This is a genomic window from Sphaerotilus mobilis (assembly GCF_004216565.1).
GTDB classification, from domain to species: Bacteria; Pseudomonadota; Gammaproteobacteria; order Burkholderiales; family Burkholderiaceae_C; genus Sphaerotilus; species Sphaerotilus mobilis.
In genome coordinates, this window is the sequence record NZ_SGWV01000010.1 from 508332 (window position 1) to 534232 (window position 25901).

General features: G+C 69.7%; 22 protein-coding genes. 7 read left to right on the forward strand and 15 right to left on the reverse strand.

Annotated features, from left to right (window positions below; all coding sequences use genetic code 11):
- Positions 1-143: 143 nt before the first annotated feature.
- Genes EV685_RS14605 through EV685_RS14615 form a run of 3 tightly spaced genes read right to left on the reverse strand, consistent with a single transcriptional unit; the run spans position 144 to position 6129 of the window.
- On the reverse strand, positions 144-1661 hold the full coding sequence (locus EV685_RS14605; protein ID WP_242615599.1) for a TolC family protein: 1518 nt from the start codon (positions 1659-1661) through the stop codon (positions 144-146).
- A gap of 25 nt (positions 1662-1686) precedes the next feature.
- Positions 1687-4860 carry an efflux RND transporter permease subunit gene (locus tag EV685_RS14610; protein ID WP_130482757.1) on the reverse strand — a complete coding sequence of 1058 codons (3174 nt, stop codon included), beginning with the start codon at positions 4858-4860 and terminating at the stop codon, positions 1687-1689.
- A 15-nt stretch (positions 4861-4875) separates the two neighbouring features.
- Positions 4876-6129, reverse strand: a complete 1254-nt coding sequence (locus tag EV685_RS14615; protein WP_130482758.1) for an efflux RND transporter periplasmic adaptor subunit — start codon at positions 6127-6129, stop codon at positions 4876-4878.
- Between the two features lie 420 nt (positions 6130-6549).
- On the opposite strand from EV685_RS14615, the gene fusA reads away from it, so the two are divergent.
- The gene (gene fusA, locus EV685_RS14620; RefSeq protein WP_130482759.1) at positions 6550-8679 is read left to right on the forward strand and encodes an elongation factor G; all 2130 of its coding nucleotides are present in this window, start codon (positions 6550-6552) and stop codon (positions 8677-8679) included.
- An 18-nt stretch (positions 8680-8697) separates the two neighbouring features.
- On the opposite strand, the gene EV685_RS14625 is transcribed toward fusA, so the two are convergent.
- From EV685_RS14625 to EV685_RS14660, 8 genes are all read right to left on the reverse strand, one after another.
- A complete protein-coding gene (locus EV685_RS14625) occupies positions 8698-9240 on the reverse strand; it encodes a c-type cytochrome (protein ID WP_130482760.1) in 543 nt (180 codons plus the stop codon).
- Positions 9241-9275: 35 nt separating this feature from the next.
- Positions 9276-9731 (reverse strand): c-type cytochrome, encoded by a 456-nt coding sequence (locus EV685_RS14630; protein ID WP_130482761.1) that lies wholly within the window; start codon positions 9729-9731, stop codon positions 9276-9278.
- Positions 9728-10261, reverse strand: a complete 534-nt coding sequence (locus EV685_RS14635; RefSeq protein WP_130482762.1) for a methylamine dehydrogenase light chain — start codon at positions 10259-10261, stop codon at positions 9728-9730. The genes EV685_RS14630 and EV685_RS14635 overlap by 4 nt, the downstream gene beginning before the upstream one ends.
- 33 nt (positions 10262-10294) lie before the next feature.
- Positions 10295-10954, reverse strand: coding sequence for a methylamine dehydrogenase accessory protein MauD (gene mauD, locus EV685_RS14640; protein WP_130482763.1), 660 nt, complete (start codon positions 10952-10954; stop codon positions 10295-10297).
- Positions 10951-11523: a MauE/DoxX family redox-associated membrane protein gene (locus tag EV685_RS14645; RefSeq protein WP_165396814.1), complete on the reverse strand. Its 573-nt coding sequence runs from the start codon at positions 11521-11523 to the stop codon at positions 10951-10953. Before EV685_RS14645 ends, mauD begins: the two co-directional genes overlap by 4 nt.
- 10 nt (positions 11524-11533) lie before the next feature.
- Positions 11534-12781: an amine dehydrogenase large subunit gene (locus EV685_RS14650; RefSeq protein ID WP_130482765.1), complete on the reverse strand. Its 1248-nt coding sequence runs from the start codon at positions 12779-12781 to the stop codon at positions 11534-11536.
- A 271-nt stretch (positions 12782-13052) separates the two neighbouring features.
- Entirely contained in the window at positions 13053-14021 is a 969-nt protein-coding gene (locus tag EV685_RS14655) for a helix-turn-helix domain-containing protein (protein WP_130482766.1), read from the reverse strand.
- 176 nt (positions 14022-14197) lie between these two features.
- Entirely contained in the window at positions 14198-14941 is a 744-nt protein-coding gene (locus EV685_RS14660) for an aspartate/glutamate racemase family protein (protein WP_130482767.1), read from the reverse strand.
- A 245-nt stretch (positions 14942-15186) separates the two neighbouring features.
- Here EV685_RS14660 and EV685_RS14665 point away from each other — a divergent pair, with 245 nt between their 5' ends.
- From EV685_RS14665 to EV685_RS14685, 5 genes are all read left to right on the forward strand, one after another.
- A complete protein-coding gene (locus EV685_RS14665) occupies positions 15187-16203 on the forward strand; it encodes an ABC transporter ATP-binding protein (protein WP_130482768.1) in 1017 nt (338 codons plus the stop codon).
- Between the two features lie 93 nt (positions 16204-16296).
- On the forward strand, positions 16297-17619 hold the full coding sequence (locus tag EV685_RS14670; protein WP_242615600.1) for an ABC transporter substrate-binding protein: 1323 nt from the start codon (positions 16297-16299) through the stop codon (positions 17617-17619).
- A 30-nt stretch (positions 17620-17649) separates the two neighbouring features.
- Positions 17650-18540, forward strand: coding sequence for an ABC transporter permease (locus EV685_RS14675; RefSeq protein WP_130482769.1), 891 nt, complete (start codon positions 17650-17652; stop codon positions 18538-18540).
- Positions 18541-18614: 74 nt separating this feature from the next.
- Entirely contained in the window at positions 18615-19508 is an 894-nt protein-coding gene (locus EV685_RS14680; RefSeq protein ID WP_242615601.1) for an ABC transporter permease, read from the forward strand.
- A 20-nt stretch (positions 19509-19528) separates the two neighbouring features.
- On the forward strand, positions 19529-20284 hold the full coding sequence (locus EV685_RS14685) for a GntR family transcriptional regulator (protein WP_130482771.1): 756 nt from the start codon (positions 19529-19531) through the stop codon (positions 20282-20284).
- Between the two features lie 55 nt (positions 20285-20339).
- Here EV685_RS14685 and EV685_RS14690 read toward each other — a convergent pair whose 3' ends face one another.
- Both EV685_RS14690 and EV685_RS14695 read right to left on the reverse strand, forming a co-directional pair.
- On the reverse strand, positions 20340-20534 hold the full coding sequence (locus tag EV685_RS14690; RefSeq protein WP_130482772.1) for a YgaP family membrane protein: 195 nt from the start codon (positions 20532-20534) through the stop codon (positions 20340-20342).
- Between the two features lie 218 nt (positions 20535-20752).
- A complete protein-coding gene (locus EV685_RS14695) occupies positions 20753-21433 on the reverse strand; it encodes a Crp/Fnr family transcriptional regulator (RefSeq protein WP_130482773.1) in 681 nt (226 codons plus the stop codon).
- Positions 21434-21531: 98 nt separating this feature from the next.
- Between EV685_RS14695 and EV685_RS14700 the strand changes: the two genes are divergently transcribed.
- On the forward strand, positions 21532-22953 hold the full coding sequence (locus EV685_RS14700; RefSeq protein WP_130482774.1) for an FAD-binding oxidoreductase: 1422 nt from the start codon (positions 21532-21534) through the stop codon (positions 22951-22953).
- A 24-nt stretch (positions 22954-22977) separates the two neighbouring features.
- On the opposite strand, the gene EV685_RS14705 is transcribed toward EV685_RS14700, so the two are convergent.
- The gene (locus tag EV685_RS14705; protein WP_242615614.1) at positions 22978-24561 is read right to left on the reverse strand and encodes a SpoVR family protein; all 1584 of its coding nucleotides are present in this window, start codon (positions 24559-24561) and stop codon (positions 22978-22980) included.
- 20 nt (positions 24562-24581) lie between these two features.
- Positions 24582-25874, reverse strand: a complete 1293-nt coding sequence (locus tag EV685_RS14710; protein WP_130482776.1) for a YeaH/YhbH family protein — start codon at positions 25872-25874, stop codon at positions 24582-24584.
- Between the last annotated feature and the right edge of the window lie 27 nt (positions 25875-25901).

Genomic DNA, 25901 nt, shown 5'->3' on the forward strand with positions numbered 1-25901 from the left:
GCATGAAGCCAGACCCGCTGCGCAGCACCGCCGAGGCGTGACATCCGGGCGGCTCGCGTCAACTACGCACGAGAACCTTGCCGGACATCACGCCGGGTAACGCAGCAAGACTGGGGCTATGCCGGCGTCAACCCGTCGGGCGATCAGCCGCCCAAGGCCTTCCACAGCGCGACCCGGTTGAGCTGCTCGGCCAGCCGGGTCTGCAGCAGCGCCTGTTCGGCCTGCAGCAGGCTGCGCTGGGCGTCCAGCCGGTCCAGCTCGCTGGCGGCACCGGCGCGCACCCGCAGGTCGGTCAGGCGGGCGATCTCGCGGGCGCTGGCCGACTGCTCGGCCTGGGCCTCGCGCTGGGCCCGCCAGGTCGACAGGCCGTCGAGCGCGTCGGCGGTGTCCTTGAAGGCGGCCTGGATGGCGCGCTCGTACTGGGCGACCGCGATGTCGCGGCCCACGGTCGTGGCGTTGACATTGGCCTGGTTGCGGCCGGCGTCGAAGATCGTCATCAGCGCCTGCGCACCCAGCGTCCAGGCGAAGTTGCCGCCCTGGAACAGGCCGCTGAACTGGCTGGACGCCTGGCCGGCGCTGCCGGTCAGGGTGATGCGCGGGAACATCGCCGCGCGGGCTGCGCCGATGTTGGCGTTGGCGGCTTCGAGCTGGCGTTCGGCCTGCACCACGTCGGGGCGGCGCAGCAGCACGCTGGCGTCGAGTCCGGCCGGGACATCGGCCAGCACGCCCGCCAGCGGATCGTCGGCCAGCACGGCGGCGGTCGTGTCGACGGCTGCCGTGTTGGCGTTGGGGGCCGTCGCGGCGGGCGGTGGCGGCGGCAGGCCGGGGACCGCATCGGCGGCCGGCTGGCTGCCGGTCAGCAGGGACAGCGTCGACAGGTTCTGGGCCCGCTGGCGCAGGGCCTGCTGCAAGGCGACACGCGATTGCGACACGAGGTTGAGGTTGCCCTGCAGCGCCAGCACGGACGTGGCGCCCGCCTTGACCTGCAACTGCGTCAGCGCGAGGGTCTGCTCGCGGCTGGCCAGGCTGCGCTGGGCCAGGTCAATCGCCTGCCGGTCGGCCAGCAGCGCCAGCCAGGTCTGGGTGACGGCCGCGACGATGCTCAGCTCGGCGCTGCGACGGCCGGCTTCGGTGGCCAGCAGCTGCGAGCGCGCTGCGTCGTTGAGGGTGCGGATGCGGCCGAGGAAGTCGATTTCCCAGCTCGCCAGCTGCAGGCCGGCGGTGTAACTCTGGGCCTGGTTGCCGGTGGCCGGGTTGGGCGACGAATTGGCCGTCACGCCCGCACCGATCGTCGGGTAGCGGTCAGCCAGCGAGACATCAAGCTGGGCCCGGGCACGCTCGACGTTGAGGGCGGCCACGCGCAGGTCGCGGTTGTGGGCCAGTGCGGCCTCGACCTGACGGCGCAGACCGGTGTCGCGCACCCAGTCGCCCCAGGCCAGCGGCTCGGCCGGGGCCGATGCGGGCAAGGCGGCGGCCGCCGCAGCGGCATCGGAGGCCGCCGCCGCCGTGGGCAGCACGAACTGCGCGGGCACCGGCGCGGCCGGGCGTTGGTAGGTCGGCGCCAGGTCGGCGCAACCGGTCAGCAAGGTGACGGCCACGGCCAGTGTCAGCGGGCGCAGCAGGAGGATGGAGTCTTCACGCATCGTCGTCTTCGTCGTCATGCGGGTTCGGAGGTGAGCGGTCATGTCAGTGCTTCCCGCCCAGGGCTTCAGCGGTGGCCGCGTCAGACGCGGGCGAGGCGATGGTGCCACCGAGGTGGACCAGTCGCGCGCCCGGGAACAGGCGGCGCACGACCACGAAGAACACCGGCACCAGGAAGACCGCCAGCACGGTGGCCGTGATCATGCCGCCCATCACGCCGGTGCCGATGGCACGCTGGCTGGCCGAGCCCGCGCCGCTGGCGATCGCCAGCGGGAGCACGCCCAGGATGAAGGCGAAGGACGTCATCACGATCGGCCGGAAACGCAGGTGGCAGGCCTCCAGCGTGGCTTCGAGCAGGCCCTTGCCCTCGGCCTGCAGGTCCTTGGCGAACTCGATGATCAGGATCGCGTTCTTGGCCGACAGGCCGATGATGGTGATCAGGCCGACCTTGAAGTAGACGTCGTTGGGCATGCCGCGCAGCCACACGCCGGTCAGCGAACCCAGCACGCCCAGCGGCACGACCAGCAGCACGGCCACCGGGATGCTCCAGCTCTCGTAGAGGGCCGACAGGCAGAGGAAGACCGCCAGCATCGAGAAGGCCAGCAGGATCATGGCCTGCGAGCCCGAGAGCTTCTCCTCGCGCGACTGGCCGGTCCACTCGTAGCCGAAGCCCGGCGGCAGCTGACCGGCCAGGCGCTCCATCTCGGCCATGGCCTCGCCGGTGCTGTAGCCGGGCGCCGCGTCGCCGCCCATCTTCATCGCCGGGTAGCCGTTGTAGCGCACCGTCTGGACCGGTCCGGTGACCCAGCGGGTCGACGCGAACGAGGCCATCGGCACCTGCTGGCCGCGGTTGTTCGGCACGTTGAGCTTGAGCAGGTCGTCGGGCTGCATGCGGGACTTCGCGTCGGCCTGCACGATCACGCGCTGCAGGCGGCCGGCGTTGGGGAAGTCGTTGACATAGGCCGAGCCGAAGGCGGTCGCCAGCACGCTGGCGATGCTGTCGTAGGACACGCCCAGCGCGGCGGCACGTTCGCGGTCGATGTCGAGCTTGACCTGCGGCGCGTCCTCCAGCCCGTCGGGCCGCACGCCCGCCAGCACCTTGCTCTGGCGCGCCATGCCCAGCAGCTGGTTGCGCGCGGCGACCAGGGCGTCATGGCCCTGTCCGCTGCGGTCCTGCAGGCGGAAGTTGAAGCCGGTGGCGGTGCCCAGCTCAGGGATGGGCGGCGGCGACAAGGGGAAGATGAAGGCATCGCGGATGCCCATCAGCGCCCCGAAGGCGCGCCCGGCCAGCGCCTGGGCCGAGTGCTGCGGGCCCTGGCGTTCCTTCCAGTCCTTCAGCGGCACGAAGGCGATGGCCGCGTTCTGGCCGGCACCGGAGAAGCTGAAGCCGACCACGCCCACGACCTTGTCGACCTCCGGCTGGGCGAGGAAGAAACCCTCGACCTGGCTCATCACCGCCTCGGTCCGGTGCACCGTCGCACCTGGCGGCAGTTGCACGTTGACGATCAGGTAGCCCTGGTCCTCGTTGGGCAGGAAGGACGTCGGCAGGCTCTTGTAGAGCCAGGCCACGCCCAGCAGCACGGCACCGTAGATCAGCAGGTAGCGGCCGGCCTTGCGGATGATGCGGGCGACCAGCGCCTCGTAGCCGTGGGTCGTGCGCTTGAAGGCGCGGTTGAACCAGCCGAACGGGCCGCGACGCTCGTGGTGGCCGCTCGGAATCGGCTTGAGCAGCGTCGCGCACAGGGCCGGCGTCAGCGTCAGTGCCATCAGCGCCGAGAACAGCATCGACGACACCATCGCCACCGAGAACTGGCGGTAGATGTTGCCCACCGATCCGGCGAAGAAGGCCATGGGCACGAAGACGCTGACCAGCACCACGGTGATGCCGATGATCGCGCCGGTGATCTGGCCCATCGCCTTGCGCGTGGCCTCGACCGGCGAGAGGCCTTCCTCGGCCATGATGCGTTCGACGTTCTCGACCACCACGATGGCGTCGTCGACCAGGATGCCGATGGCCAGCACCATGCCGAACAGCGTCAGCACGTTGATCGAGTAGCCCATCGTCAGCATGACGGCGAAGGTGCCCATCAGGGCGATCGGCACGACGATGGTCGGGATCAGCGTGTAGCGGATGTTCTGCAGGAACACGAACATCACGATGAAGACCAGCGCGACGGCTTCCAGCAGCGTCACCACGACCTGCTGGATCGAGATGCTGACGAACTTCGACGTGTCGTAGGGCACCTCGTAGGCCACGCCCTGCGGGAAGAACTTCTGCAGCTCGGCCATGCGGGCCTTGATGGCCGCAGCGGTCGCCACCGCGTTGCCGGTCGGCGAGAGCTGGATGCCGATGCCGGTCGACGGCTTGCCGTTCAGGCGCGAGGACGTGGCGTAGCTGGCGCCGCCCAGCTCGATGCGGGCGACATCCTTGAGCCGCACGGTCGAGCCGTCGGCATTGGCGCGCAGCAGCACCTGGCCGAACTCGGCCGTCGAGGTGAACTGGCCGGCCACCGAGACGGTGGCGTAGACCGTCTGGTCCTTCGGGTTGGGTGTGCCACCGACCGAACCGGCCGAGACCTGGATGTTCTGCGCGCGGATCGCGGCCACCACGTCGGCCGAACTCAGGCCATAGGACAGCAGCTTGGGCGGGTCGATCCAGACGCGCATCGCGCGTTCGGTGCCGAACAGCTGGGCCTGGCCGACACCGGCGATGCGCAGCAGCTCGGGCTGGATGTTGCGCGCCGCGTAGTCGCCCAGCGCGGCCGGGTCATAGGCCGGGTTGGTCGACGTCAGCGAGACGAACAGCAGGAAGTTCGCCCGCGCCTTGTCGACCCGCACGCCCTGCTGGACCACGGCGGTGGGCAGGCGTGGCGTGGCGCGGCTGAGGCGGTTCTGGACCTCGATCTGGGCGATCGAGACATCCGTGCCGGGCTCGAAGGTGACGGTGATCTGGCCGCTGCCGTTGGCGTCGGCGCTCGATTCCATGTAGATCAGGCCGGGCGCGCCGTTGAGCTCCTGCTCGATGACGGCCAGCACGCTGTCTTCGAGCACCTGGGCCGATGCGCCCGGGTAGGCCGTGTTGATGACGATGGCGGGCGGCGCCACCGTCGGGTACTGCGCCACCGGCAGGCGGGTGATCGCCGCCGCACCCAGCACCAGGATGAACAGCGCGATGACCCACGCAAAGATGGGTCGGTCGATGAAGAACTTCGAGTTCATGCGTCGGCTTTCGGGTCAGCGGGCCGAAGCGGCCGAGGCCGGCGCGGCAGCGGCCGAAGCCGCCGGGGCGCCCGCAGCAGGCCGCGCGCCACCGGGCGTCCACGGCACCGGCGTCACCGGGGTGTTCGGGCGCATCTTCTGGAAGCCGTCGACGATGACCTGCTCGCCGGCCTTCAGGCCGTCCAGCACGACCCAGTTCTGGCCGTTCGCGCCACCGATCTTGACCGGCCGTGGCGCGGGCATGTTGCCCTCGCCGACCACCATCAGCACGTCGGTCCCACCAGAGCCACCGCGTGTGACCGCCTGCTGCGGCACCAGGATGCCGCCGTCGGCGCGGGCCTGGGCCAGCCGCACCTTCACGTACAGGCCGGGCAAGAGCAGGCCGTCGGGGTTGGGCACCTCGGCGCGCAGCGTGACCTGACCGGTGCCGGCGTCAACGCTGAGGTCGGAGAACAGCAGCTTGCCCGGTCGCGGGTAGACGCTGCCGTCGTCCAGCACCAGCTTCACCTCGGCACCGGCACCGCCGACGCGCTTGAACTGGCCGGCCTCGAAGGCGCGGCGCAGGCGCATCGCCTCGCTGGCTGACTGGGTGAAGTTGACGTACATCGTGCGGGTCTGCTGGATGGTGGCCAGCAGCGTCGCATCGCCCTGGCCGACCAGCGCACCCTCATTGACCTGGGCGCGGCCGATGAAGCCCGCGATCGGTGCCTGCACCGAGGCGTGGCCGAGGTTGATGCGGGCGGTGGTCAGCGCCGCGCGGGCGGCGGCCAGATCGGCCTGGGCCAGCTTGAGCGCGTTCTGGTTGACGACCCATTCGGCATCGCTGACGACCTGGGCGGCGGCCAGCGGCCGGTTGCGCTGGACCACCGACTCGGCCTGCGCCACGCCAGCCTCGGCCCGCGCGACGTTGGCCTGGGCGCTCTCGACGGCCGCACGGAAAGGCGCCGGATCGATCTCGAACAGCGGCTGGCCGGCCTTCACCAGGCTGCCTTCGGTGTACAGGCGTTTCTGGACGATGCCGGGGATGCGGGCACGGACCTGCGCGGTGCGCCAGGCTTCGAGCCGGCCGGGCAGTTCGGTCAGCAGCTCGACATCGGCCGGCTCGACCGTCACCACGCCAACCGACGGCGGCGGCGGCATGCCACCCGGCCCACCCGGACCGGCGGCGGACCCGCCACCACAGGCGGCGAGGGTCAGCAGAAAAGCCAGCGCCGCAGCGGCAAGGCCGGTGCGGCGCAGAGGGAAGGGGCTCAGGAAGGGGTCGGTCATGGCAGAGGATCGATCAACGTCAGGTTCTGCCCGGGGAGCGCACGCTGGCGGCGGCTGGCGCGGCGGTCGGCGGGATCGTGGGGAAGGCTGCGGCTGGCTGGGTGAACCGCGCCATCGGGGTCAGCCCCCGGGGTCTGAACCCACCTGCAACCGGTCGGCTGGCGACGGGACAGAACTGGGACAAACCCGAGCCGCGCAGTCTAGCGGCCGTTCACTTTCTGTGCTGAATGGCACAGGTCGACACGGTTTCCGGATCTGTGAACACGATCGTCGGCCGTGGCTCGCGCGCTCGCCCGGGGCCCACCGATCCGTGCAAGGCCACAGCTTGTGACCCGCCCCTGATCGGCGTAGGCTGGACCGACGATCCACCCCACAAGGCGCCCGCCGCAAACGGTGGCCGGGTGCGAAGGAGACTGACTCATGTCGAGCCCAGCACAGGGCGGCCGCGCCGCCCAGCCTTCGAGTTCCACCCAGTCGTCGTCGACCCCGCAGGCCGCAGACGAAGCAGCGATCCACCGGATCCGCACGCTGGCCCTGGTCGGTCCGGCCGCCTCGGGCAAGACCACCTTGAGCGAGGCGCTGCTGCAGGCCAGCGGCACGATCGGTGCGGCCGGCAACGTCGAGCGTGGCAGCACCGTCAGCGACTGGGATGTCATCGAGCGCCGCATGCAGCATTCGCTGCAGACCAGCGTGATGAACCTGCTGCATGGCGACGTGCGCGTCCACCTGCTGGACACGCCCGGCAATGCCGACTTCCTCGGCCAGTCGCTGCCGGCGCTGGAGGCGGTCGAGACCGCCGCCGTGCTGGTCAACGCGACGGCCGGCGTCGAGCCGATGGCGCGCCAGATGATGGCCTGGGCCGGCGAGCGTGGCCTGGACCGCCTCGTCATCGTCAACCGCATCGACGCGCCCGGCGTCAAGCCGGCCGACCTGCTGGCCGAGATCCAGGCCGCATTCGGCCGCGAGTGCCTGCCGCTGAACCTGCCGGCCAACGGGGGCCGCGAGGTGGTCGATTGCTGGTTCCGGCCCGAGGCCGAACCGGGCCACGAGGCCGACTTCTCCAGCGTCGCGGCCGCGCACCGGGCGCTGGTCGAACAGGTCGTCGAGGTGGACGCCGCCTTCGTCGAGCGCTACCTCGAAGAAGGCGATGTCGACGCCCGCGAGCTGCACGCGCCGCTGGAACAGGCGCTGCGCGAAGGGCATCTGATCCCGGTCGTGTTCGTGTCAGCCAAGACCGGCGCGGGCGTGGCCCAGTTGCTGGACGTGATCGCCCAGCTGCTGCCTGACCCGACCGAGGGCAACCTGCCCGACTTCCTGCGTGGCGAGGGCGAGTCGGCCACGCTGATGCACGCGGCGGTCGACCCGGCCGCCCATGTGCTGGCGCATGTCTTCAAGGTCGCGATCGACCCCTATGTCGGCAAGCTCGGCATCTTGCGCATCCACCAGGGCAGCATCACGCCCAACAGCCTGCTGGTGGTGGGCGACGCACGCAAGCCGTTCAAGGTCGGCCACCTCTTCATGCTGCAGGGCAAGGACCATGTCGAGGTGCAACGCGCCGGGCCGGGCGACATCGTCGCGGTCGCCAAGGTCGATGAGATCGCCTTCGACGCCGTGCTGCACGATGCGCCGGAGGATGACCACATCCACCTCAAGCCGCTGTCGTTCCCGCACCCGGTGCATGGCCTGGCGCTCAAGCCGCGCCGCCATGGCGACGAACAGCGCCTGGCCGAGGTGCTGGCCAAGCTGGCCGCCGAGGACCCCTGCCTGCGCATCGAGCAGGTCGCCAGCACACACGAGACCGTCGTCTACGGCTTGGGTGAGTTGCACCTGCGCGTGCTGCTCGAACGCCTGCGCGAGACCTACCGGGTCGAGGTCGACACCGCCCCGCCACGCATCGCCTACCGCGAGACCCTGACGCGCACCGCGCAAGCGCAGTTCCGCCACAAGAAGCAGACCGGCGGGGCCGGCCAGTTTGGCGAGGTCCACCTGCAGGTCGACCCGCTGCCACGCGGCGCGGGCTTCGAGTTCGTCGACTTGGTCAAGGGCGGGGCGATCCCGGGCGTCTACATCCCGGCGGTCGAAAAAGGCGTGCGGCTGGCGATGGAGGCCGGCGTGATCAGCGGGCACCCGGTCGTCGACGTGCGCGTGACCGTGCTGGACGGCAAGCACCACAGCGTCGACAGCAAGGAGATCGCCTTCGTCACGGCCGCGAAGAAGGCCTTCGTCGCAGCCATGCGCGAGGCCGGCCCGGCGGTGCTGGAGCCGGTCGTGGACGTGGAGATCCACGCGCCCGAAGCGCTGATCGGCGACATCACCGGCGACCTGGCCAGCCGCCGTGGCGAGGTCCGCGGCACCGACACCCTGGGCGCTGGCCTGGCCTGCGTGCGGGCCCGCGCGCCGCAGTCCGAGTTGTCGGGCTACCAGCTGCGCCTGAACGCGCTGACCCGCGGCGCCGGCCGCTACACCCTCACCTACGCCCACCACGACCCGGTGCCGCCGGCCGTGCAGGCCGAGCTGATGAAGGGGTGGCAGTTGCGCGACGACGACTGAGCGCCGGCGCCGGCGCGCTCAGTACAGCGAGATGCCCTGCGCCTTGAGCCGCGCCACGATCTCGGCGCGGCGGGCGGCCACGTCGGCCGGGCGCTGGCTGCGCCACTGGGCGACTTCCTCGGCCGTGTAGGGCCGCCAGCCCGGTGGTGCGGTGGCGGGCGAGAACTGGCTGAGCAGCCAGGTGGTGACGGCGGCGATCTGGGCGTCGTTCAGGCCGGCGTTGTTCGCGCCCGGCACCTGGACGAGGAAGCCGCGGCCCTCGGGCAGGTGCAGGAAGTGGCCGAGCGGGCCGCGCATGTCGGGCACGCCCTGGTCCGGATGCCCGGCACCGTCAAAGCCGTGGCAGCCGGCGCAGTGCACGACGAACAGGTTGCGCGCGCCCTGCACCGGCGCGGTGGCCGGTCCGTCGAAGCGGATGCCATTGGCCAGCGCCAGCGGGCGGTGCGGCACGCTGGGCGTGAAGGTGCCGATCGGGTCGGACTGTGCGGCCACCGAGGCCGCCAGCGTCGACATGACGATCAGCAGCGCGGCGGACCAGGACTTCAGGCGGCGGGATGTCATGCGGATCTCCTGCACGGGCACGGGCACGGCGCGATTCAATCGCCCAGCACGCTGCGCCGCAACTGGCGCGTGCGGGCCGGATCGCCGGCCGCCGCGCGCAGCGGCGCGAACTCGGCGGCCTCGTAGGGCAAACGGGCGGCGTCACCCTGCAGCGTCGCGAGGTGGTTGGCGATGGCGGCCAGCGTGGCGTCGTCGAGCGCGGCAAACGCCGGCATCGAGCCCACCACGGTCTGGCCATTGACCTTGATCATGCCGGCCATGCCCTTGAGCAGCACCGTCGGCAGGTAGTCGCGCCGGGCCGCCAGCGTGGCCCAGTGCGGCCCCTTGATGGCCGGCGCCAGACCCAGCGTGCCGCTGCCATCGGCCTGGTGGCAGGCGGCGCAGTGGGTCGCATACAGCGCCGCGCCGTCGGCGGCCGCAGCCGCTCCGGCCAGGGCCATGAGCCCGGCCAGAACCGCCGCGCGGGCGCTCGCGCACCGGGCCATCGTCATGAGGCCAGGCCGACGATCACGGACGTCGTGCAATGGAACATCGGGCTGGTGTTGGCCATGCACCAGTTGATGTCGTTGTGCACGCCCAGGCGGTAGCCCGGCCGCTCGCGCTCGTTGTTGTTGCAGATGCACTGGCCGCAGGCGCTCTTGCCGCAGCAGTCGTTGTAGGACACGAGGTAGTGGCGGTTGTCGTTGGGGTTCAGGCAGGTGCCGACCCAGGACACCTTGGACGCCTCGGTGCCCGGCGGGCATTGCGTCAGCGAGCCGCCGCAGCAGGTGCAGAGGTAGCCGTCGAAGGCGCAGTAGCGCCAGTACTCGCACTTCTCCGGGTTGTTCGGATCGGGCTTGGGCGTGGCGGCCTGGGCGCTGCCGAACTGGCCGCTGCGGTCAAACGGCAGCATGGGCAGCACGGCACCGCCCACCAGCGCGACGCCGAGCCGGCCGACCAGGCTGCGCCGGCCATGCGACTGCGCGACGCGGCGCATGCGGCGCTCGCTCAGGCGGTCGAACCAATCGAGGATGAGGGACATCACGGGGCTCCTTCGTGGGGGTCGGATCGGGGGTCAGGTCTGGGCTTGAGCGTGGGCATGGGCATGGGCATGGGCGTGCCCGGCATGGCCCTGCTCGCGCGCCAGCGCCTCGTCGCCGCCGAGGAACTGCTGGATCGAGGCCAGGCCCATGTCGTGGGCGTTGAGCAGGCTGTCGAGCTGCTCGCGGTTGTTGACCAGGCCCTTGGCGACGACGGTGCCGCGCGGGTCGAGCACGACCGCATAGGGCAGGCGCGAGACCTTGTAGGCCATGCCCAGCTCCTGCGAGAGCACGTAGGGGAAGTCGGTCAGGCCCTGGTCACGGATGAACTGCAGGTGGCTGGCCGCCTCGCCGTCGCTGGCCAGCACGACGCGCAGGTGATTCTTCTCGTCACGCCGCAGCGACTTCAGCACCGGCAGCAGCTTCTTGCAGACCGGGCAGGTGGGCGACAGGAAGAACACCAGCGAGGGCGTGGCCGAGGGCATGCCGACCTCGACCCGTTCGGACTGGATGCCGGTCAGCTCGAACATCGGCGAGGCCGCACCGACGGCGGGGCCCGAGTCGGTGACCAGGGCGCCCATCGGCGCGACCCGTTCGAACAGCACGCCAACTTGGCGCGACAGGGCCCAGGTCAGCACCGCCAGGGCGATGACGGCAACCCAGAGAAGGACGACGGACACGGTGAGTGCGTTCATGTGTGGCTCCGGAAAAGGGGTGACTGGGCAGCGGCCGACACGGCAGCCGCGTGGCGCAGCAACTGGTGCAGCGCGGTGTAGAGAACACAGGCCAGCAGCAGGCCGGCCAGGGCGGTGGCGACATCGGCCAGACCGATCTCGCGCGGCAGCACGGGCAGGGCAGCGATCGCGCACAGGCCGATCAACACGGCATTGCGAGCGACCAGGGCCCAGGACAGCGGCAGCGGCGTGCCACCGCAACCGCAGTCCAGCACGCGGCCGTGCAGGCGGTGCCAGGCCATGGCGCCGGCATACAGCGCCAGCAAGGCGGCCGCCAGCACGGCGGCCTCGGCCCGCCAGGGCGTGACCAGGCCGATGGCGGCGAGCGCCTCCAGCACCGGCATGCCGATGGCGGCCACGGGCAAGAGCGTGTCGGCCACGCCGTAGGCCGCCAGATGCTGCTCGAACAGGCTGCGGTCGAGCAGCTTGGCGGCCGCCGCATGCACCAGCAGGATCACCAGCGCGCCGCAGGCCAGCATCAGCCAGAGCGGGTCGATCGGACCGATCGACAAGGGAAGCAAGGCTTGCATGGCCGCCTCCTCAGTCGTGCGATTCGAGCTGGGTGATGGTCTCGCCGACCGCCGCCAGCTTGGCGAGCGTCTTGCTGACCTTGCCGTCCTTCCAGCCCAGCACATGCAGCGTGTTGGTCGCACCGTCGAGCACGTGCAGGCGCTCGCCGCTGGCCGAGAAGGTCATGGCAATGGCCATGTTGCCGGGCAGCGAGGGCAGCCGCTTGCCGGTCGTCAGGTCGAGCACGAAGAGCTTGTCGGCCGGCAGCTTGTGCGAGCCTTCGCCGCCCTTGGGGTGCATGCCGGCGACGAGGTAACGCCCGCTCGGATCGACCGCCGCCACCTGGTAGCCACCCGGCCGCCAGCCCGCCCGGCGCTCGGCCGGTGTGGCGATCAGGTCGTGCGTGGCGCTGACCTTGGCCACGGCGCCACCGAGGTTCAGCTCGGTCACCTTGCCCTGGAAGGACACGTACCAGTAGCGGTCACCCACACGCTCGGCGTTGTGGAACCAGGCATCGGCGTCGGCATCGAACAGCTTGGCGCTGACCTGCCGGTCGGCCGGCTTGCCGGACTCGTCGAGCGTGACCGTCGCCATCGTGCCGTCGCCGCACAGGGTCGAGAAGCGGCTCGGGTGGCTGGCCGAGGGCAGTGCGCCCCAGCAGCCTGGCGTCGGCACCTCGGCCGCGACGCTGCGGGTCTGCAGGTCGACGACGGTGACGGAGGTGGCCGGGGTGGCGTTCTGCACGAACACGAAGCGGCCATTCGCGCTGGTCGAGACCAGCCAGCGGTAGTTCAGCGCCTGGGCCCGCTTGGCCGGCAGCACGACCTCGTACTTGAACGCGAGGTCGTCGGCGCCGTAGACCTCCAGCACATCGGCCCGGTCGCCGCGGTAGGAGCGGCTCAGGTGGGTCGTGGCGACATACATCTCGTCGCGCTTCGGGCTCAGCGCCATGTTGCCGACGTAGGCCGTGCTGACCATGCCGAGGAAGCGCCCGCTGATCGCGTCGAGCACGCGGATGCGGCCGTCGCTGATGTGGCTGATCGCCAGATCGATGACGTAGACCCGCTTGCCGTGCTGGGCGTCGATGCGCGGCAGCGTCGTCAGCGGCGGATCGGGCGGCAGCGGCTCGGGCACCGCCCGGGCCTTGCCGGCCTGCGCCAGCGCGCCGAAGGAGGTCGCCAGACCGGTCACGCCCAACAGGCTGAGAAGGCCGATGGCGGCGACATGGCGCCAGGTGGGACGCCCGGGCGAGTGCCGGGTCGAAAGGAAGGTCGTCATGGGCTGACTCCAGGTTCCAGATGCGTTGACGAGGCGGTCCGCGCCGGGGTCGACATGAGGGTCGAACCGGCATGGACCGCATCTTGGTCAGGCAAGGGGACCGGGCGTGAGCCGGATTCGGCAAGGGTGCCGGCGATGCAACGGCCGGTGGTCCCACCGGATGGGACGTGCAGGGCGTCGCTGGGGTCGTTGCCGCGCGGCGGGCTCGGGTCTTACCCGCAGGCGGCGGTCGCTGCTTGCCGAATCCGGCTATCGATGGATGTCAGGCGGATCAGTGCAGCGCGAGCCGTGTCCTGGCCACCGTCTCCGACGGCTTCTCGCCAAACAGCGCGCGGTACTCGGCCGCGAAGCGCGAGAGGTGCCAGAAGCCCCAGCGGGCGGCGCAGTCGGCCACCGGCTCGGCGCTGCCGCGCATCAGTTCGCGGCGCACGCCGTTCAGGCGCAGGGCGCGCAGGTAGCTCACGGGGCTGAGCTGCAGCACGGCTTCGAAGCTGTATTGCAGCGTGCGGCGCGAGACGCCCAGCGCGTCACACAGCATCGGCACGTCGATGGGCTCATGCGCATGGGCGCGCATCCATGCGCGGGCCTCGCGCACGATGCGCTCGCGGCTGGCGGCCGTCGCCGGTGGCTCCTGGTCGGCCAGCGGCAGGTGGATGCGCGACAGCAGCAGGTCGCAGGCGGTCTGCACCAGCGCCCGGCGCATGGCCATGTGCTGCAGCAGGCCGGGGCTTTCGCGGGCGGTGCGCAAGGTGTCGAGAAGCAGCGCGCGCAGCTCGGCCTGCTGCGGGTCGTGACCATGCAGGCCGCGGTCGGGCAGGTCGTCGACCGCGACGACCACGCCGCTGATGCGGCTGGCGTGGTCGGCCAGCGCCTGCCGGTCGATGTCCAGCGCCAGCACGTCGAAGGCGCCGTGCGTGACCAGGTCGAACTCGCCATCGGCGATGACCGCATAGCCGCCGTCGGGGCGCAGCGCATGGCCGCAGATGCGGCTGTCAGCCTCGTCGGTCAGGGCCACCGCAAGCGTCAGCGTGCCCGGTCGCGGCAGACCCTGCTGGACCAGCGCGCGCGAGGTCTGTTCGCGGAAGACCTGCACCGGGCCGATGCGAAGTTCCTCGATGCGGCCCTCGAAACGGCCGCCGGAGATCTGCTCGTAATGCTGGTCCCACAGGGCCAGGCTGGCGGCGTGCTCATGCACGTCGCGGGTCTCATGGATCGCGTGGTTCAGGTCATGCGATGGCATCGCGGTCCTCCTCGCTGGTGGCAGCCCTCACTGCGTCAGGTCCCGGCGAGCAACCGTCATGCCATGGCAGGCAAGCGGCACGCTTCTGCGCGGGTCGAAAAGAATGGCACAAGGATGGTGAGCGCGCACCTTTCCCGACTCAGGACTTGCCCGGATGTCTGCCCGCCCCGGACCTTTCACCAACCCAGCGGTGCCGCCCAGCCGAGGTAGGTCTTGGGCAAAGGCCGGGCGTAGTCGCCGTGGCCGCTGGTGCGCAGGCCCAGGCCGATCAGGGCTTCGCTGAACTTGACGGCCGCGGCGACGCCGTCGATCACCGGCACGCCCAGCCGGGCGCTCAGTTCGGCGCACAGCGCGGCCATGCCGGCGCAGCCCAGCACGATGGCGCCGCTGCGGTCGCGCACGAGGGCCTCGCGGGCAGCGGCCTCGATCGCGTCGACGCAGCCGGCGCCGCCGTCTTCCAGCGCCAGCACCGGGATGTCGGTGCCGTGCACGCCTCGGCAGCGTGGCTCGAAGCCGTATTTCTGGACCAGATGCTCGGCGATGACGCAGGTGCGCGTCATGGTGGTGACGACCGAGAAGCCGGTGGCAAGGAAGCTGGCGGCGTGGAAGGCCGCCTCGGCGATGCCCAGCACCGGTGCGCCGGAGACCTCGCGCGCGGCGTCCAGCCCCGGGTCGCCGAAGCAGGCGATGACGATGCCGTCCGGCGGCTCGACCGCGCCGGGTCCGGCGTGGCGCTTGACCTGCTCGGCGACGCCGGCAGCGGCCACGGTCTCGTCGAAATGGCCCTCGATCGACAGCGGGCCGAAGCTCGGGCAGACCGCCTCGATGCGCGTGCCGTGAGCGGCCACGGCGCGTGCGGCGGCGGCGATGCCCTCGGTCATCGGCCGCGAGGTGTTGGGATTGACGATCAGCAGCTTCATGGTTTTCCAGTCTCCGGTGGCGCTTGGATTGCATACAAACTATGCACAAGCTTGGGTCGTCGCGCCACATCCGGAGGCGGTCGCGCACCGACTGCGGGCCCGATCGGGTGTGACAGGCCTCACGAGCCATGCCCGGCCCGAACGTTGCAAGAGGCACGCCGACAGCGTGGCGGACCGACCGGCCGCTGCGCCGTCCGGCCCCGCCATCTGCCGCACTGGCACACGCATTGCATACAAAGCCGAGCATGAGCACACGCACCGACCTGGAGCTGATCCACCTGGTCAAGGACTACGGCCAGTCGCTGGCCGTCGCCGGCATCGACCTGAAGATCGCCGCTGGCAGCTACTGCTGCCTGCTGGGCCCCTCGGGCTGCGGCAAGACGTCGACGCTGCGCATGATTGCCGGCCACGAGGAGCCGACCGAAGGCTCGGTCGTGCTGGGCGGGCGCGAGATCACGCACCTGTCACCGTCCGAACGCGGCACGGCCATGATGTTCCAGAGCTATGCGCTGTTCCCACACCTGAGCGTGCTGGACAACGTCGCCTTCAGCGAACGCATGAAGGGCACGCCCAAGGCCGAGCGGGAGGCCCGTGCGACGGAGCTGCTCAAGCTGGTCCACATGGAACCCTATGCGCAACGCCTGCCGGCCGCCCTGTCCGGTGGCCAGCAGCAGCGCGTGGCACTGGCGCGGGCGCTGATGCTCAAGCCGCAGGTGCTGCTGCTCGACGAGCCGCTGTCGGCGCTGGACCCCTTCCTGCGCGTAAAGATGCGGGCGGAGTTGAAGCGCTGGCACCGTGAACTCGGGATGAGCTTCGTGCACGTCACGCACAGCCAGGAAGAGGCAATGGCGCTGGCCGATCTGGTGGTGGTGATGAACCAGGGCCGCATCGAGCAGGCCGGCACCGCCCGCGACGTGTTCGAGCGCCCGCGCACCGAGTTCGTGGCCCGCTTCATCGGCGCGCACAACATCATCGAGACGCCCGCCGGCAAGGTGGCGGTGCGCTGCGATCGGCTCAACCTCGTCACGCCCGATGTCGGCGAGCCGGCCGTGACGGTCGCGGCCATCGAGTACCAGGGCGCGCAGGTGCAGGTCCATCTCGTGGCCGATGCCGCCCACACCAACGACGACCCCGAAACCGACGACCCGGCCCGCTGGGTCGCGGTGCTCGGCGACACCCAGTTCCACAGCGCCCCCTTCGAGCCCGGCCAGCGCGTCGCCATGCGCTGGTGGGCCCAGGACGCACACGGGCTCATCGCCTGAGCCACCCGGCCGCACCTGATTCTTGGCCACTGTTCCTGCCCTTGCTCCCGCCCCCGTTCCCTCCCCCGACCGTCCTCAACCCGGAGACTTCCGATGAACGCTGACCGCGATCCCGCTCTCGACCCGACGCCCGCCGTCGACACGATCGACACGACCGAGACGGCCCCCAGCCGTCGTGGCTTCCTGAAGACCGCCGGCGCGGCCGGCGTTGCCGCCACCGGCATCACCGGCTTCCCCTTCGTGCACGCACAGGAAAAGATCGTCCTGCGCTACCTGGGCACGGCGGTGAACCAGGACAAGGCCATTGCCGAGAAGTTCGAGGCCGACACCGGCATCAAGATCCAGTACATCCCCGTCACGACCGATGACGTGACCAAGCGCGCCGTCACCGCGCCCAACAGCTTCGACCTGATCGACACCGAGTACTTCTCGCTCAAGAAGATCGTGCCGACCGGCAACCTGCTGGGCATCGACGTAAAGCGCATCAAGAACGCCGACAAGATCACCTCGCTGTTCACCAAGGGCGAGGTCGCCGGCAAGAAGGTGGGTGACCAGGGCACCGCGCCCAAGAAGGTCATGTACCTCGAAGGCGGCAAGAGCACGAAGTTCTCGGCCACGCCGACCGGCTTCATGACGCTGATCCCGACCGTCTACAACGCCGACACGCTGGGCATCCGGCCGGACCTGATCAAGCGCCCGATCAACTCCTGGGCCGAGCTGCTGAACCCCGAGTTCAAGGGCAAGGCGGCGATCCTGAACATCCCGTCCATCGGCATCATGGACGCGGCGATGGTGGTCGAGGCCATGGGCCTCTACAAGTACCCCGACAAGGGGAACATGACCAAGAAGGAAATCGACCTCACCATCAAGACGCTGATCGAGGCCAAGAAGGCCGGCCAGTTCCGCTCGTTGTGGAAGGACTTCAACGAGTCGGTCAACCTGATGGCATCGGGCGAAGTGGTGATCCAGTCGATGTGGTCGCCGGCCGTCACCGCCGTGCGCACCAAGGGCATCGCCTGCACCTTCCAGCCGCTCAAGGAAGGCTACCGCGCCTGGGCCGCCGGCTTCGGCGTGCCCAAGACCGTCAGCGGTCGCAAGGCCGATGGCGTCTACGAGTTCATCAACTGGTTCCTCGACGGCTGGGCCGGTGCCTACCTCAACCGCCAGGGCTATTACAGCGCCGTGCTGGAGACCGCCCAGGCCAAGATGGAAGCCTACGAGTGGGCCTACTGGATGGAAGGCAAGCCGGCCTCGCAGGACATCAAGAGCCCCAACGGCGACCTGCTGGCCAAGGCCGGTTCGGTGCGCGACGGCGGCAGCTACGAGCAGCGCATGGGCGGCATCGCCTGCTGGAACGCGGTCATGGACGAGAACGCGTACATGGTCCAGAAGTGGAACGAGTTCGTCGCCGCTTGATGCGGTCGTGAACGCAGCAGCTTGAACGAGATGACCCGAACACCCTCCACCCGATCGCTGATCGCCTGGCTCCAGGCAGCGCCCCTGGCGGCGGTGTTCGTGGTCTTCTTCGTCGTGCCGCTGGCGCTCATCCTGATGGTGAGCTTCTGGCAGGCGACCGAGTACGAGCTGATCCCGGCCTTCACGGTGCAGAGCTATGTCGACGTGTTCACCGGCTGCCCGGTGACCGAGGACGGCGACCTGTGCGTGACCTTCAAGACCTACCTGTCGACGCTGAAGTTCGGCGTGCTGACCTGGCTGGTGACCGGCGTGCTGGGCACCACGCTGGCCTATTTCCTGGCCTTCCATGTGCGCAGCCTGACGATGCAGATGGTGCTGTTCATCGTCTGCACCGTGCCGTTCTGGACCAGCAACGTGATCCGCATGATCTCGTGGGTGCCGCTGCTCGGACGCAACGGCCTGGTCAACCAGAGCCTGCAGGCCGCCGGCCTGATCGAGCAGCCGATCGAGTGGCTGCTGTTCTCCGACTTCTCGGTGGTGCTCGCCTTCGTGCACCTCTACACGATGTTCATGATCGTGCCGGTCTTCAACACCATGATGCGCATCGACCGCAGCCTGATCGAGGCCGCCCGCGACAACGGCGCGACGCCGTGGCAGACGATCTGGCACGTGGTGCTGCCGCTGTCGCGCACCGGTCTGATCATCGGCTCGATCTTCGTGCTGGCCCTGGTGATGGGCGACTTCGTCACCGTCGGCGTGATGGGCGGCCAGCAGATCGCCTCGGTCGGCAAGGTGATCCAGGTGCAGGCCAGCTACCTGCAGTTCCCGATCGCGGCGGCCAATGCGGTGATCCTGCTGGCGGTGGTGCTGATGATGATCGCCACGCTGATGCGGCTGGTGAACCTGCGCAAGGAACTATGACCCACCCCCATGGCCCCTCCGGCGCTCCCCCTCACGGGGACGCACCCAGCAGCCCGACGACGCCGGATCGGCAGGTGCGGCTTGCCCCACGCAAGGTGCGCAAAGCAGCCAGGCCGGCGAGCTTCTACGCGCTGGCGACCGTGTTCGCGCTGTTTGTCGTCTTCCTCTACGGCCCGATGCTCGCGATCTTCGTGCTGAGCTTCCAGGGCCCCGAAGGCGGCCTGACCTTCCCGATGCGCGGCGTGTCGCTGCACTGGTTCCAGAAGCTGTGGGAAGGCATCGGCGTGGTCGACATCGGCTCGGCCTTCCGGCGCTCGCTCGGCCTGGGCACCACGGTGATGGTGTTGACCGTCGTGCTGTCGCTGCTGGCCGGCCTGGCCTACCGCAAGAAGCTGCCCGGTGGCACGCCGCTGTTCTATGTCGTGGTGGCCAGCCTGATCATGCCGTCCATCATCGTCTCGCTGGGCATCGGCCTGGAATTCCGGCTGATGGACGCGGGCGTCAAGGCCGCGCTGGAACGCTGGTCGCCCGAGGCGGCCGAGACCTTCGCGACGCTGCTGGGCATGTACACCTCCGGCCTGGGCGCACAACTGACGTGGACGCTGCCCTTCGGCCTGCTGATCATGTTCGCGGTCTTCAACCGCTTCAACCCGGCCTACGAGGAAGCCGCCCGCGACCTGGGCGCGACGCCCTGGCAGAGCCTGCGACATGTGGTGCTGCCGCTGATCGGCCCGAGCCTCGTCGGCGTGGGCATGTTCGGCTTCACGCTCAGCTGGGACGAGATCGCCCGCAGCTCGCAGGCCATGGGCGACCTCAACACGCTGCCGCTGGAACTGCAGGGCCTGACGACCACCGTGACCACGCCGGTGATCTATGCGCTCGGAACGGTCACGACCGTGGTGTCCTTCCTGGTGATGGGCCTGACGCTGACGGTCGTGGCGCTGTGGCGGCGTCGCGCGGCGGGCTGATTCGGTCATCATCCGGCCCGATGCCCGCCGTCCGCCGCCCCACCGCCACGATCACCACCCCGCCCGAGCCGACCGCCACGCAGCGGGTCTACGACGGCATCTACACGGCCATCCTGGAACACCGGCTGACACCCGGCATGCGCTTGCGCGAGGCCGAACTGGCGACCAGCTTCGCGGTCTCGCGCACCGTCATCCGCCAGGCCTTGAACCGGCTGGCGCAGGATCAGGTGATCGAGCTGCACCACAACCGCGGTGCCCAGGTGCCGCAGCCCAGCCGCGACGAGGCCGGCCATGTCTTTGACGCGCGCCGCGTGGTCGAGGGCGAGATCGCCCGCCGGCTGGCCGGCCGGCTCGATGCGGCACAGGTCACACACCTGCGCGAGCTGGTGCAGGCCGAGTCCGAGGCCGATGCCCGTGGCGACCGGCCAGCCGCCATACGCCTGTCGGGCCAGTTCCACCGCGCGCTGGCGCAGATGTGTGGCAACCCGGTGTTCGTGCGCCTGCTCGACGAGCTGCTGCCCAGCACATCGATTCTGATGGCGCTCTACCAGCGCCCCGGTCACCCGGCCTGCGTGGCGCACCGCCACATCGAGCTGATCGAAGCCCTATCGGCCAGCAGCGGTGCGGCAGCGGCCGGCGAGATGCGGCGTCACCTGCAGGAGCTGGAGCGTTCGCTGATCAGCCCGTCACCGAGCCGCGAGACACCGCTGCGCGACATCTTCGCGGCCTACCGTGATCCGGCCACGGCCGCCACCGACCTGGATACGCCGCCCTGAAACGACAACGCCGCCCACAAGGGGCGGCGTCGACCGAGCGGGGCTGTTCGCCGGCTCAGGACTTCATCGGGCAGGTGTTGAGGCCGACGATGCTGTAGAGCGGGCAGCTGCTCATCAGGCCGGTGGCCAGCGGCACGACGCCGATCCAGCCCCAGACGCCGATCATGCCCGTCAGCGTCAGCGCGATCAGCGCCAGGCCGGCCACGATGCGAAGGATGCGGTCGATGCCGCCAACATTGGTCTTGAACATGGTGTGAGGTCCTTGGTTGAGTCCGGCCCGGTGCCGGCATGCGTTGCAGTGTGCGCGTGAACGATGTCACGATCTGTGACCACGGTCACACAACATGGTTGGCCCCTCGCCCGCCGGGTACGCCGGTCGATCCCCCGAGGGGATCGGGCCGACTTGGGGCGGCCCGGCGTTCGGCCCGGGGAGGTTGGCCCCTCGCCCGCCGGGTACGCCGGGACGGATTAGCGGGCGGCGGCCATTTGCCGCAAGGCGGCGGCGTCGACGATCACGACGCGTTCGCGGCCGAGGGTGACCCAGCCGGATTGTTCGAAGCGCTTGAGCAGGCGGGTGACCATCTCGCGCACGGTGCCGAGTTCGTCGGCGAGTTGCTGGTGGGTGACGTGCAGCGTCGTGCCTCGGCCGAGCAAGGTGCCTGCGAGGCGCTGGTCCAGGCGCTGGAAGGCGACGGCTTCGGCCAGCAGGATCAGGTCGCTCATGCGGCCGGCGAACTGGCCGAAGACGTGGCGGCGGAAGGGCTCGTGGGCGCTCCAGGCCATGAACAGCGGTGGCGACAACAGCAGCAAGCGGGTCGGGGCCAGCGTGATGCCGTGGGCGGTCAGCGGCGTCTCGCCGAACAGGCAGGCCGACGAGACGATGCAGATCTCGCCCGGCGAGACCCGGTAGAGCTCGATCGCCCGGCCGTGCGGCGCGCCACGGGCGACCCGAACGGCGCCGTCGAGCACCAGCGGAAAGCCGCGGCAGGGCGAGCCCTCGTCGAACAGCACCGTGCCAGCCGGCACCTCGATCGGGCCGGCGCCCGGCCCGAGGTCGGTGCGCCAGGTCGGCGGCGCGGCCGCGATGAACTCGGGGTAGAGCGCAGCGAGCGCATCCAGCGGGTCGATCGGAACGGCTTCGGGATTCATCCCCGCATTCTTGCGCCCAATCCGGGGCCTTGGAACGCCTGCCTAGAATGGATTTCACCCGGTCGGCCCGCATCGGGACCGCCCATCCGGAGACCCGCATGAACGCACCCCACAGCCCCGTCGGCGCCCCCTTGATCGCCCCGCGCCCGATGCCCGAAGCCATGCTGGACGCGCTGCGCACGCGCTTCGGCGCGCAATGCTCGAACGCCCGCGCGGTGCGCGAACAGCACGGCCGCGACGAGTCGCCCTTCGACGCGCCGCCGCCCGATGCGGTGGTGTTCTGCGAGTCCAACGAGGACGTGATGGACGCGGTGAAGATCGCCGCATCACACCGCGTGCCGGTGATCCCCTTCGGCGTCGGCTCGTCGCTCGAAGGCCATCTGCTGGCGGTGCAGGGCGGCCTGAGCCTGGACCTGGGCCGCATGAACCGCATCCTGCGGCTCAACCCGGAGGACCTGACCGTGACGGTGCAGGCCGGCATCACCCGCACGCAGCTGAACAACGAGATCCGCCACAGCGGCCTGTTCTTCCCGATCGACCCGGGCGCGGACGCCACCCTCGGCGGCATGTGCGCGACCCGTGCGTCAGGCACCAATGCCGTGCGCTACGGCACCATGCGCGAGAACGTACTGGGGCTGGGCGTCGTCAACGCCCAAGGCGAGTGGCTGCGCACCGGCACCCGAGCGCGCAAGTCCAGCGCCGGCTATGACCTGACGCGGCTGTTCGTCGGCAGCGAAGGCACGCTGGGCGTGATGACCGAGATCACGCTCAAGCTCTACCCGCTGCCCGAGGCGGTCTCGGCCGCCGTCTGCCAGTTCCCCAGCGTCGATGCGGCCGTGCAGACCACCATCGCGCTGATCCAGATGGGCGTGCCGATCGCGCGCTGCGAGTTGCTGGATGCCAATGCGGTGCGCGCCGTCAACCGCCACGACAAGCTGACGCTGGCCGAGGTGCCGATGTTGCTGATGGAGTTCCACGGCAGTCCGGCGGGCGTGGCCGAGCAGGCCCGCACGGTGCAGGAGCTGGCGGCCGATCACGGCGGTCTCGACTTCGAATGGGCCAGCACGCCCGAAGAGCGCACCCGCCTGTGGACCGCCCGCCACCACGCCTACTTCGCCGCGCTGCAGACGCGGCCGGGCTGTCGCGCGGTCACGACCGACACCTGCGTGCCGATCTCGCGCCTGGCCGAGTGCATCACCGCCACCGTCGAAGAGGCCGATGCGGCCGGCCTGCCCTACTTCATCGTCGGCCACGTCGGCGACGGCAACTTCCACGTCGGCTACCTGATCGACCCGCAACTGCCGGCCGAACGGGCGCTGGCCGAGGACCTCAACCAGAAGCTGGTCGCGCGGGCGCTGGCGATGGAAGGCACCTGCAGCGGCGAGCACGGCGTGGGCCTGCACAAGATGGGCTTCCTGGTCGACGAGGCCGGCCCGGCGGCGGTCGGCCTGATGCGTCAGATCAAGCATGCGCTCGACCCGGACAACATCATGAACCCGGGCAAGATCTTCAGCTGGTGAAGACCCGCCCGTGCGGGCGTTGCCCTAGTTCGCCGGTGAGGGCACCGTCCAGCGCTTGGTGATGTCGCCGCGGCCGTTGGTGCTCTCCAAGTGCACCGCGAAGCCCCACAGGCGGGCGACGTGGCGCAGCACCTCCTGCGCGCTGTCGGCCAGCGGCCGGTCGTTGTGCTGGAAGTGGCGCAGCGTCAGCGAGCGGTCGCCGCGCAGGTTGACGTTCCAGACCTGGATGTTGGGTTCGCGCTGGCCCAGGTCGTACTGCCGCGACAGGGCCTCGCGCACGCTGCGGTAGCCGCTGTCGTCGTGGATGGCGGCCACCTCGATCTCGGGCTGCTTGTCGTCGTCGACGATGTGGAACAGCCGCAGGTCGCGCATCAGCTTGGGACTGAGGTACTGGCCGACGAAGCTTTCGTCCTTGAAGTTGCGCATCGCGTGGTCGAGCGTGGGCAGCCAGTCCGAGCCAGCGATGTCGGGGAACCAGCGCCGGTCCTCCTCGGTCGGCGACTCGCAGATGCGCCGGATGTCGGTGTACATCGCAAAGCCCAGCGCATACGGGTTCAGGCCGCTGTAGCCACGTTCGCCAACCTTGGGCTGGAAGACGACGTTGGTGTGCGACTTGAGCCACTCGATCATCATCCCGTCGCTCAGGTAGCCGTCGTCGTACATGGTGTTGAGCAGGCGGTGATGCCAGAAGGTGGCCCAGCCCTCGTTCATCACCTGCGTCTGGCGCTGCGGGTAGAAGTACTGCGCGACCTTGCGCACGATGCGCACGACCTCGCGCTGCCAGGGCTCCAGCAGCGGCGCGTTCTTCTCGATGAAGTACAGCAGGTTCTCCTGCGGCTCCTCGGGAAAGCGGCGGTTCTCGGCCGCCGCCTCGGCCTTGTCGGCCCGGCGGGGCAGCGTGCGCCAGAGGTCGTTGACCTGCCGCTGCGCATAGGCCTCGCGGTCCTTGCGATCGGCCAGCTCCTGGGCGAGCGACTTCTTGCTCGGCCGGCGGTAGCGGTCCACGCCGTGGTTCTGCAGCGCGTGGCAGCTGTCGATGAAGGCTTCGACGGTGTCCAGGCCGAACTTCTCCTCGCAAGCCGTCACGTAGTTCTTGGCGTAGACGAGGTAGTCGATGATGGACGACGCATCGGTCCACATCCGGAACAGGTAGTTGCCCTTGAAGAAGCTGTTGTGGCCATAGGCCGCATGGGCGATCACGAGGGCCTGCATGGCCAGCGTGTTCTCCTCCATCAGGTAGCTGATGCAGGGGTTGCTGTTGATGACGATCTCGTAGGCCAGCCCCATCGCGCCGCGCTTGTAGTTCTTCTCGGTCGAGATGAACTCCTTGCCGTAGCTCCAGTGGCGGTAATTCACCGGCATGCCGACGCTGGCGTAGGCGTCCATCATCTGCTCGGCGGTGATGATCTCGAGCTGGTTCGGGTAGGTGTCGAGCCCGTAGCGGTCGGCGGTCTGGCGGATCACCGTGTGGTAACGCTCGACCAGCTCGAAGGTCCAGTCGCTCGGCGACGGCAGCGGCTCGGCCGGACGCGGCGGTGCCGGCAGGGGCTGGCGCAAGGGGCCGCTGCGCGCGAGGCCGGGCAGCACCGGGTCGGGCGCCACGGGCATCATCGATTCAAGAGGCTGAGTCATGCGCTGGCGCCTTCCTTCTTGAACAGGTCGCGGAAGATCGGGTAGATCTGCGAGGCCTCGGTGACCTTGCGCATCGCGAAGTGCGGGCCGGAGACCTCGGCCAGGCGGCTGTATTCCTCCCAGAGGTTCTGCTCCGGATCGGCCACCTGGACATAGGCGTAGTAGCGGCACAGCGGCAGGATCTTCTGCTCCAGCAACTCGCGGCAGCGGCCGCTGTCGTGGTGCCAGTTGTCGCCGTCACTGGCCTGGGCGCCGTAGATGTTCCATTGGTCCGACGGATAGCGCGCCCGCACGATTTCCTCCATCAGCACCAGCGCGCTGGAGACCACCGTGCCGCCGGTCTCGGTCGAGTGGAAGAAGCCCTGCTCGTCGACCTCCTGGGCCTGCGTGTGGTGGCGGATGAAGACGATCTCGATCTTCTCGTAGTGCCGCGTCAGGAACAGGTAGAGCAGGATGAAGAAGCGCTTGGACAGCTCCTTGCGCCCCTCGTCCATCGAGCCCGAGACGTCCATGAGGCAGAACATCACCGCCTTGCTGCTGGGCACCGGCACGCGCACGCGGTTGCGAAAGCGCAGGTCGATCGGGTCGAGGAAGGGGATGGCGCCGAGCCGCTTCTTCAGCGCCAGGATGGCCGCCTCCAGCTCGACGATGCGGGCCAGCGCGACGGTGTCGCCAGGCTTGGCATCGGCCTGGACCTGCGCCAGCTCGGCCTCCAGCTCGTGCAGCTCGCGCCGGCTGGTCATGCCCAGCGCGATGCGTCGGCCAAGCGCGCCGCGCATCGAGCGCACGACGTGCAGGTTGCTCGGGTTGCCGTCGCTGACATAGCCGGCCCGGTGGCTCTTCCACTCCGGCGTCTCGGCCAGCTGGGTGCGCACGAGGTGCGGCAGGGCCAGGTCCTCGAAGAAGACCTGCATGAACTCTTCCTTGCTCAGGCTGAAGACAAAGTCGTCCTCGCCTTCGCCGGAATCGCTGGCCTGCCCTTGCCCGCTGCCACCACCGCCGCCGCCGCCACTGGGCGGACGCTTGATGCGGTCACCGGCCAGGTACTCCTGGTTGCCCGGGTGGACCATCTCGCGCTTGCCGCCGGTGCCATGGTGGAAGACCGGCTCGCTGATGTCCTTCTTCGGGATGTGCACGTCCTCGCCGCGCTCGATGTCGCGGATGCCCCGGCCGTCGATCGCCCGGCGCACCGCGTCCTTGATCTGCGTCTTGTAGCGGCGCAGAAAACGTTCGCGGTTGCCGATCGACTTGTTCTTGCCGGCGAGTCGGCGGTCGATGATCTGTTGCATGACGCCCTTCGAAGTGACGCGGTGGAC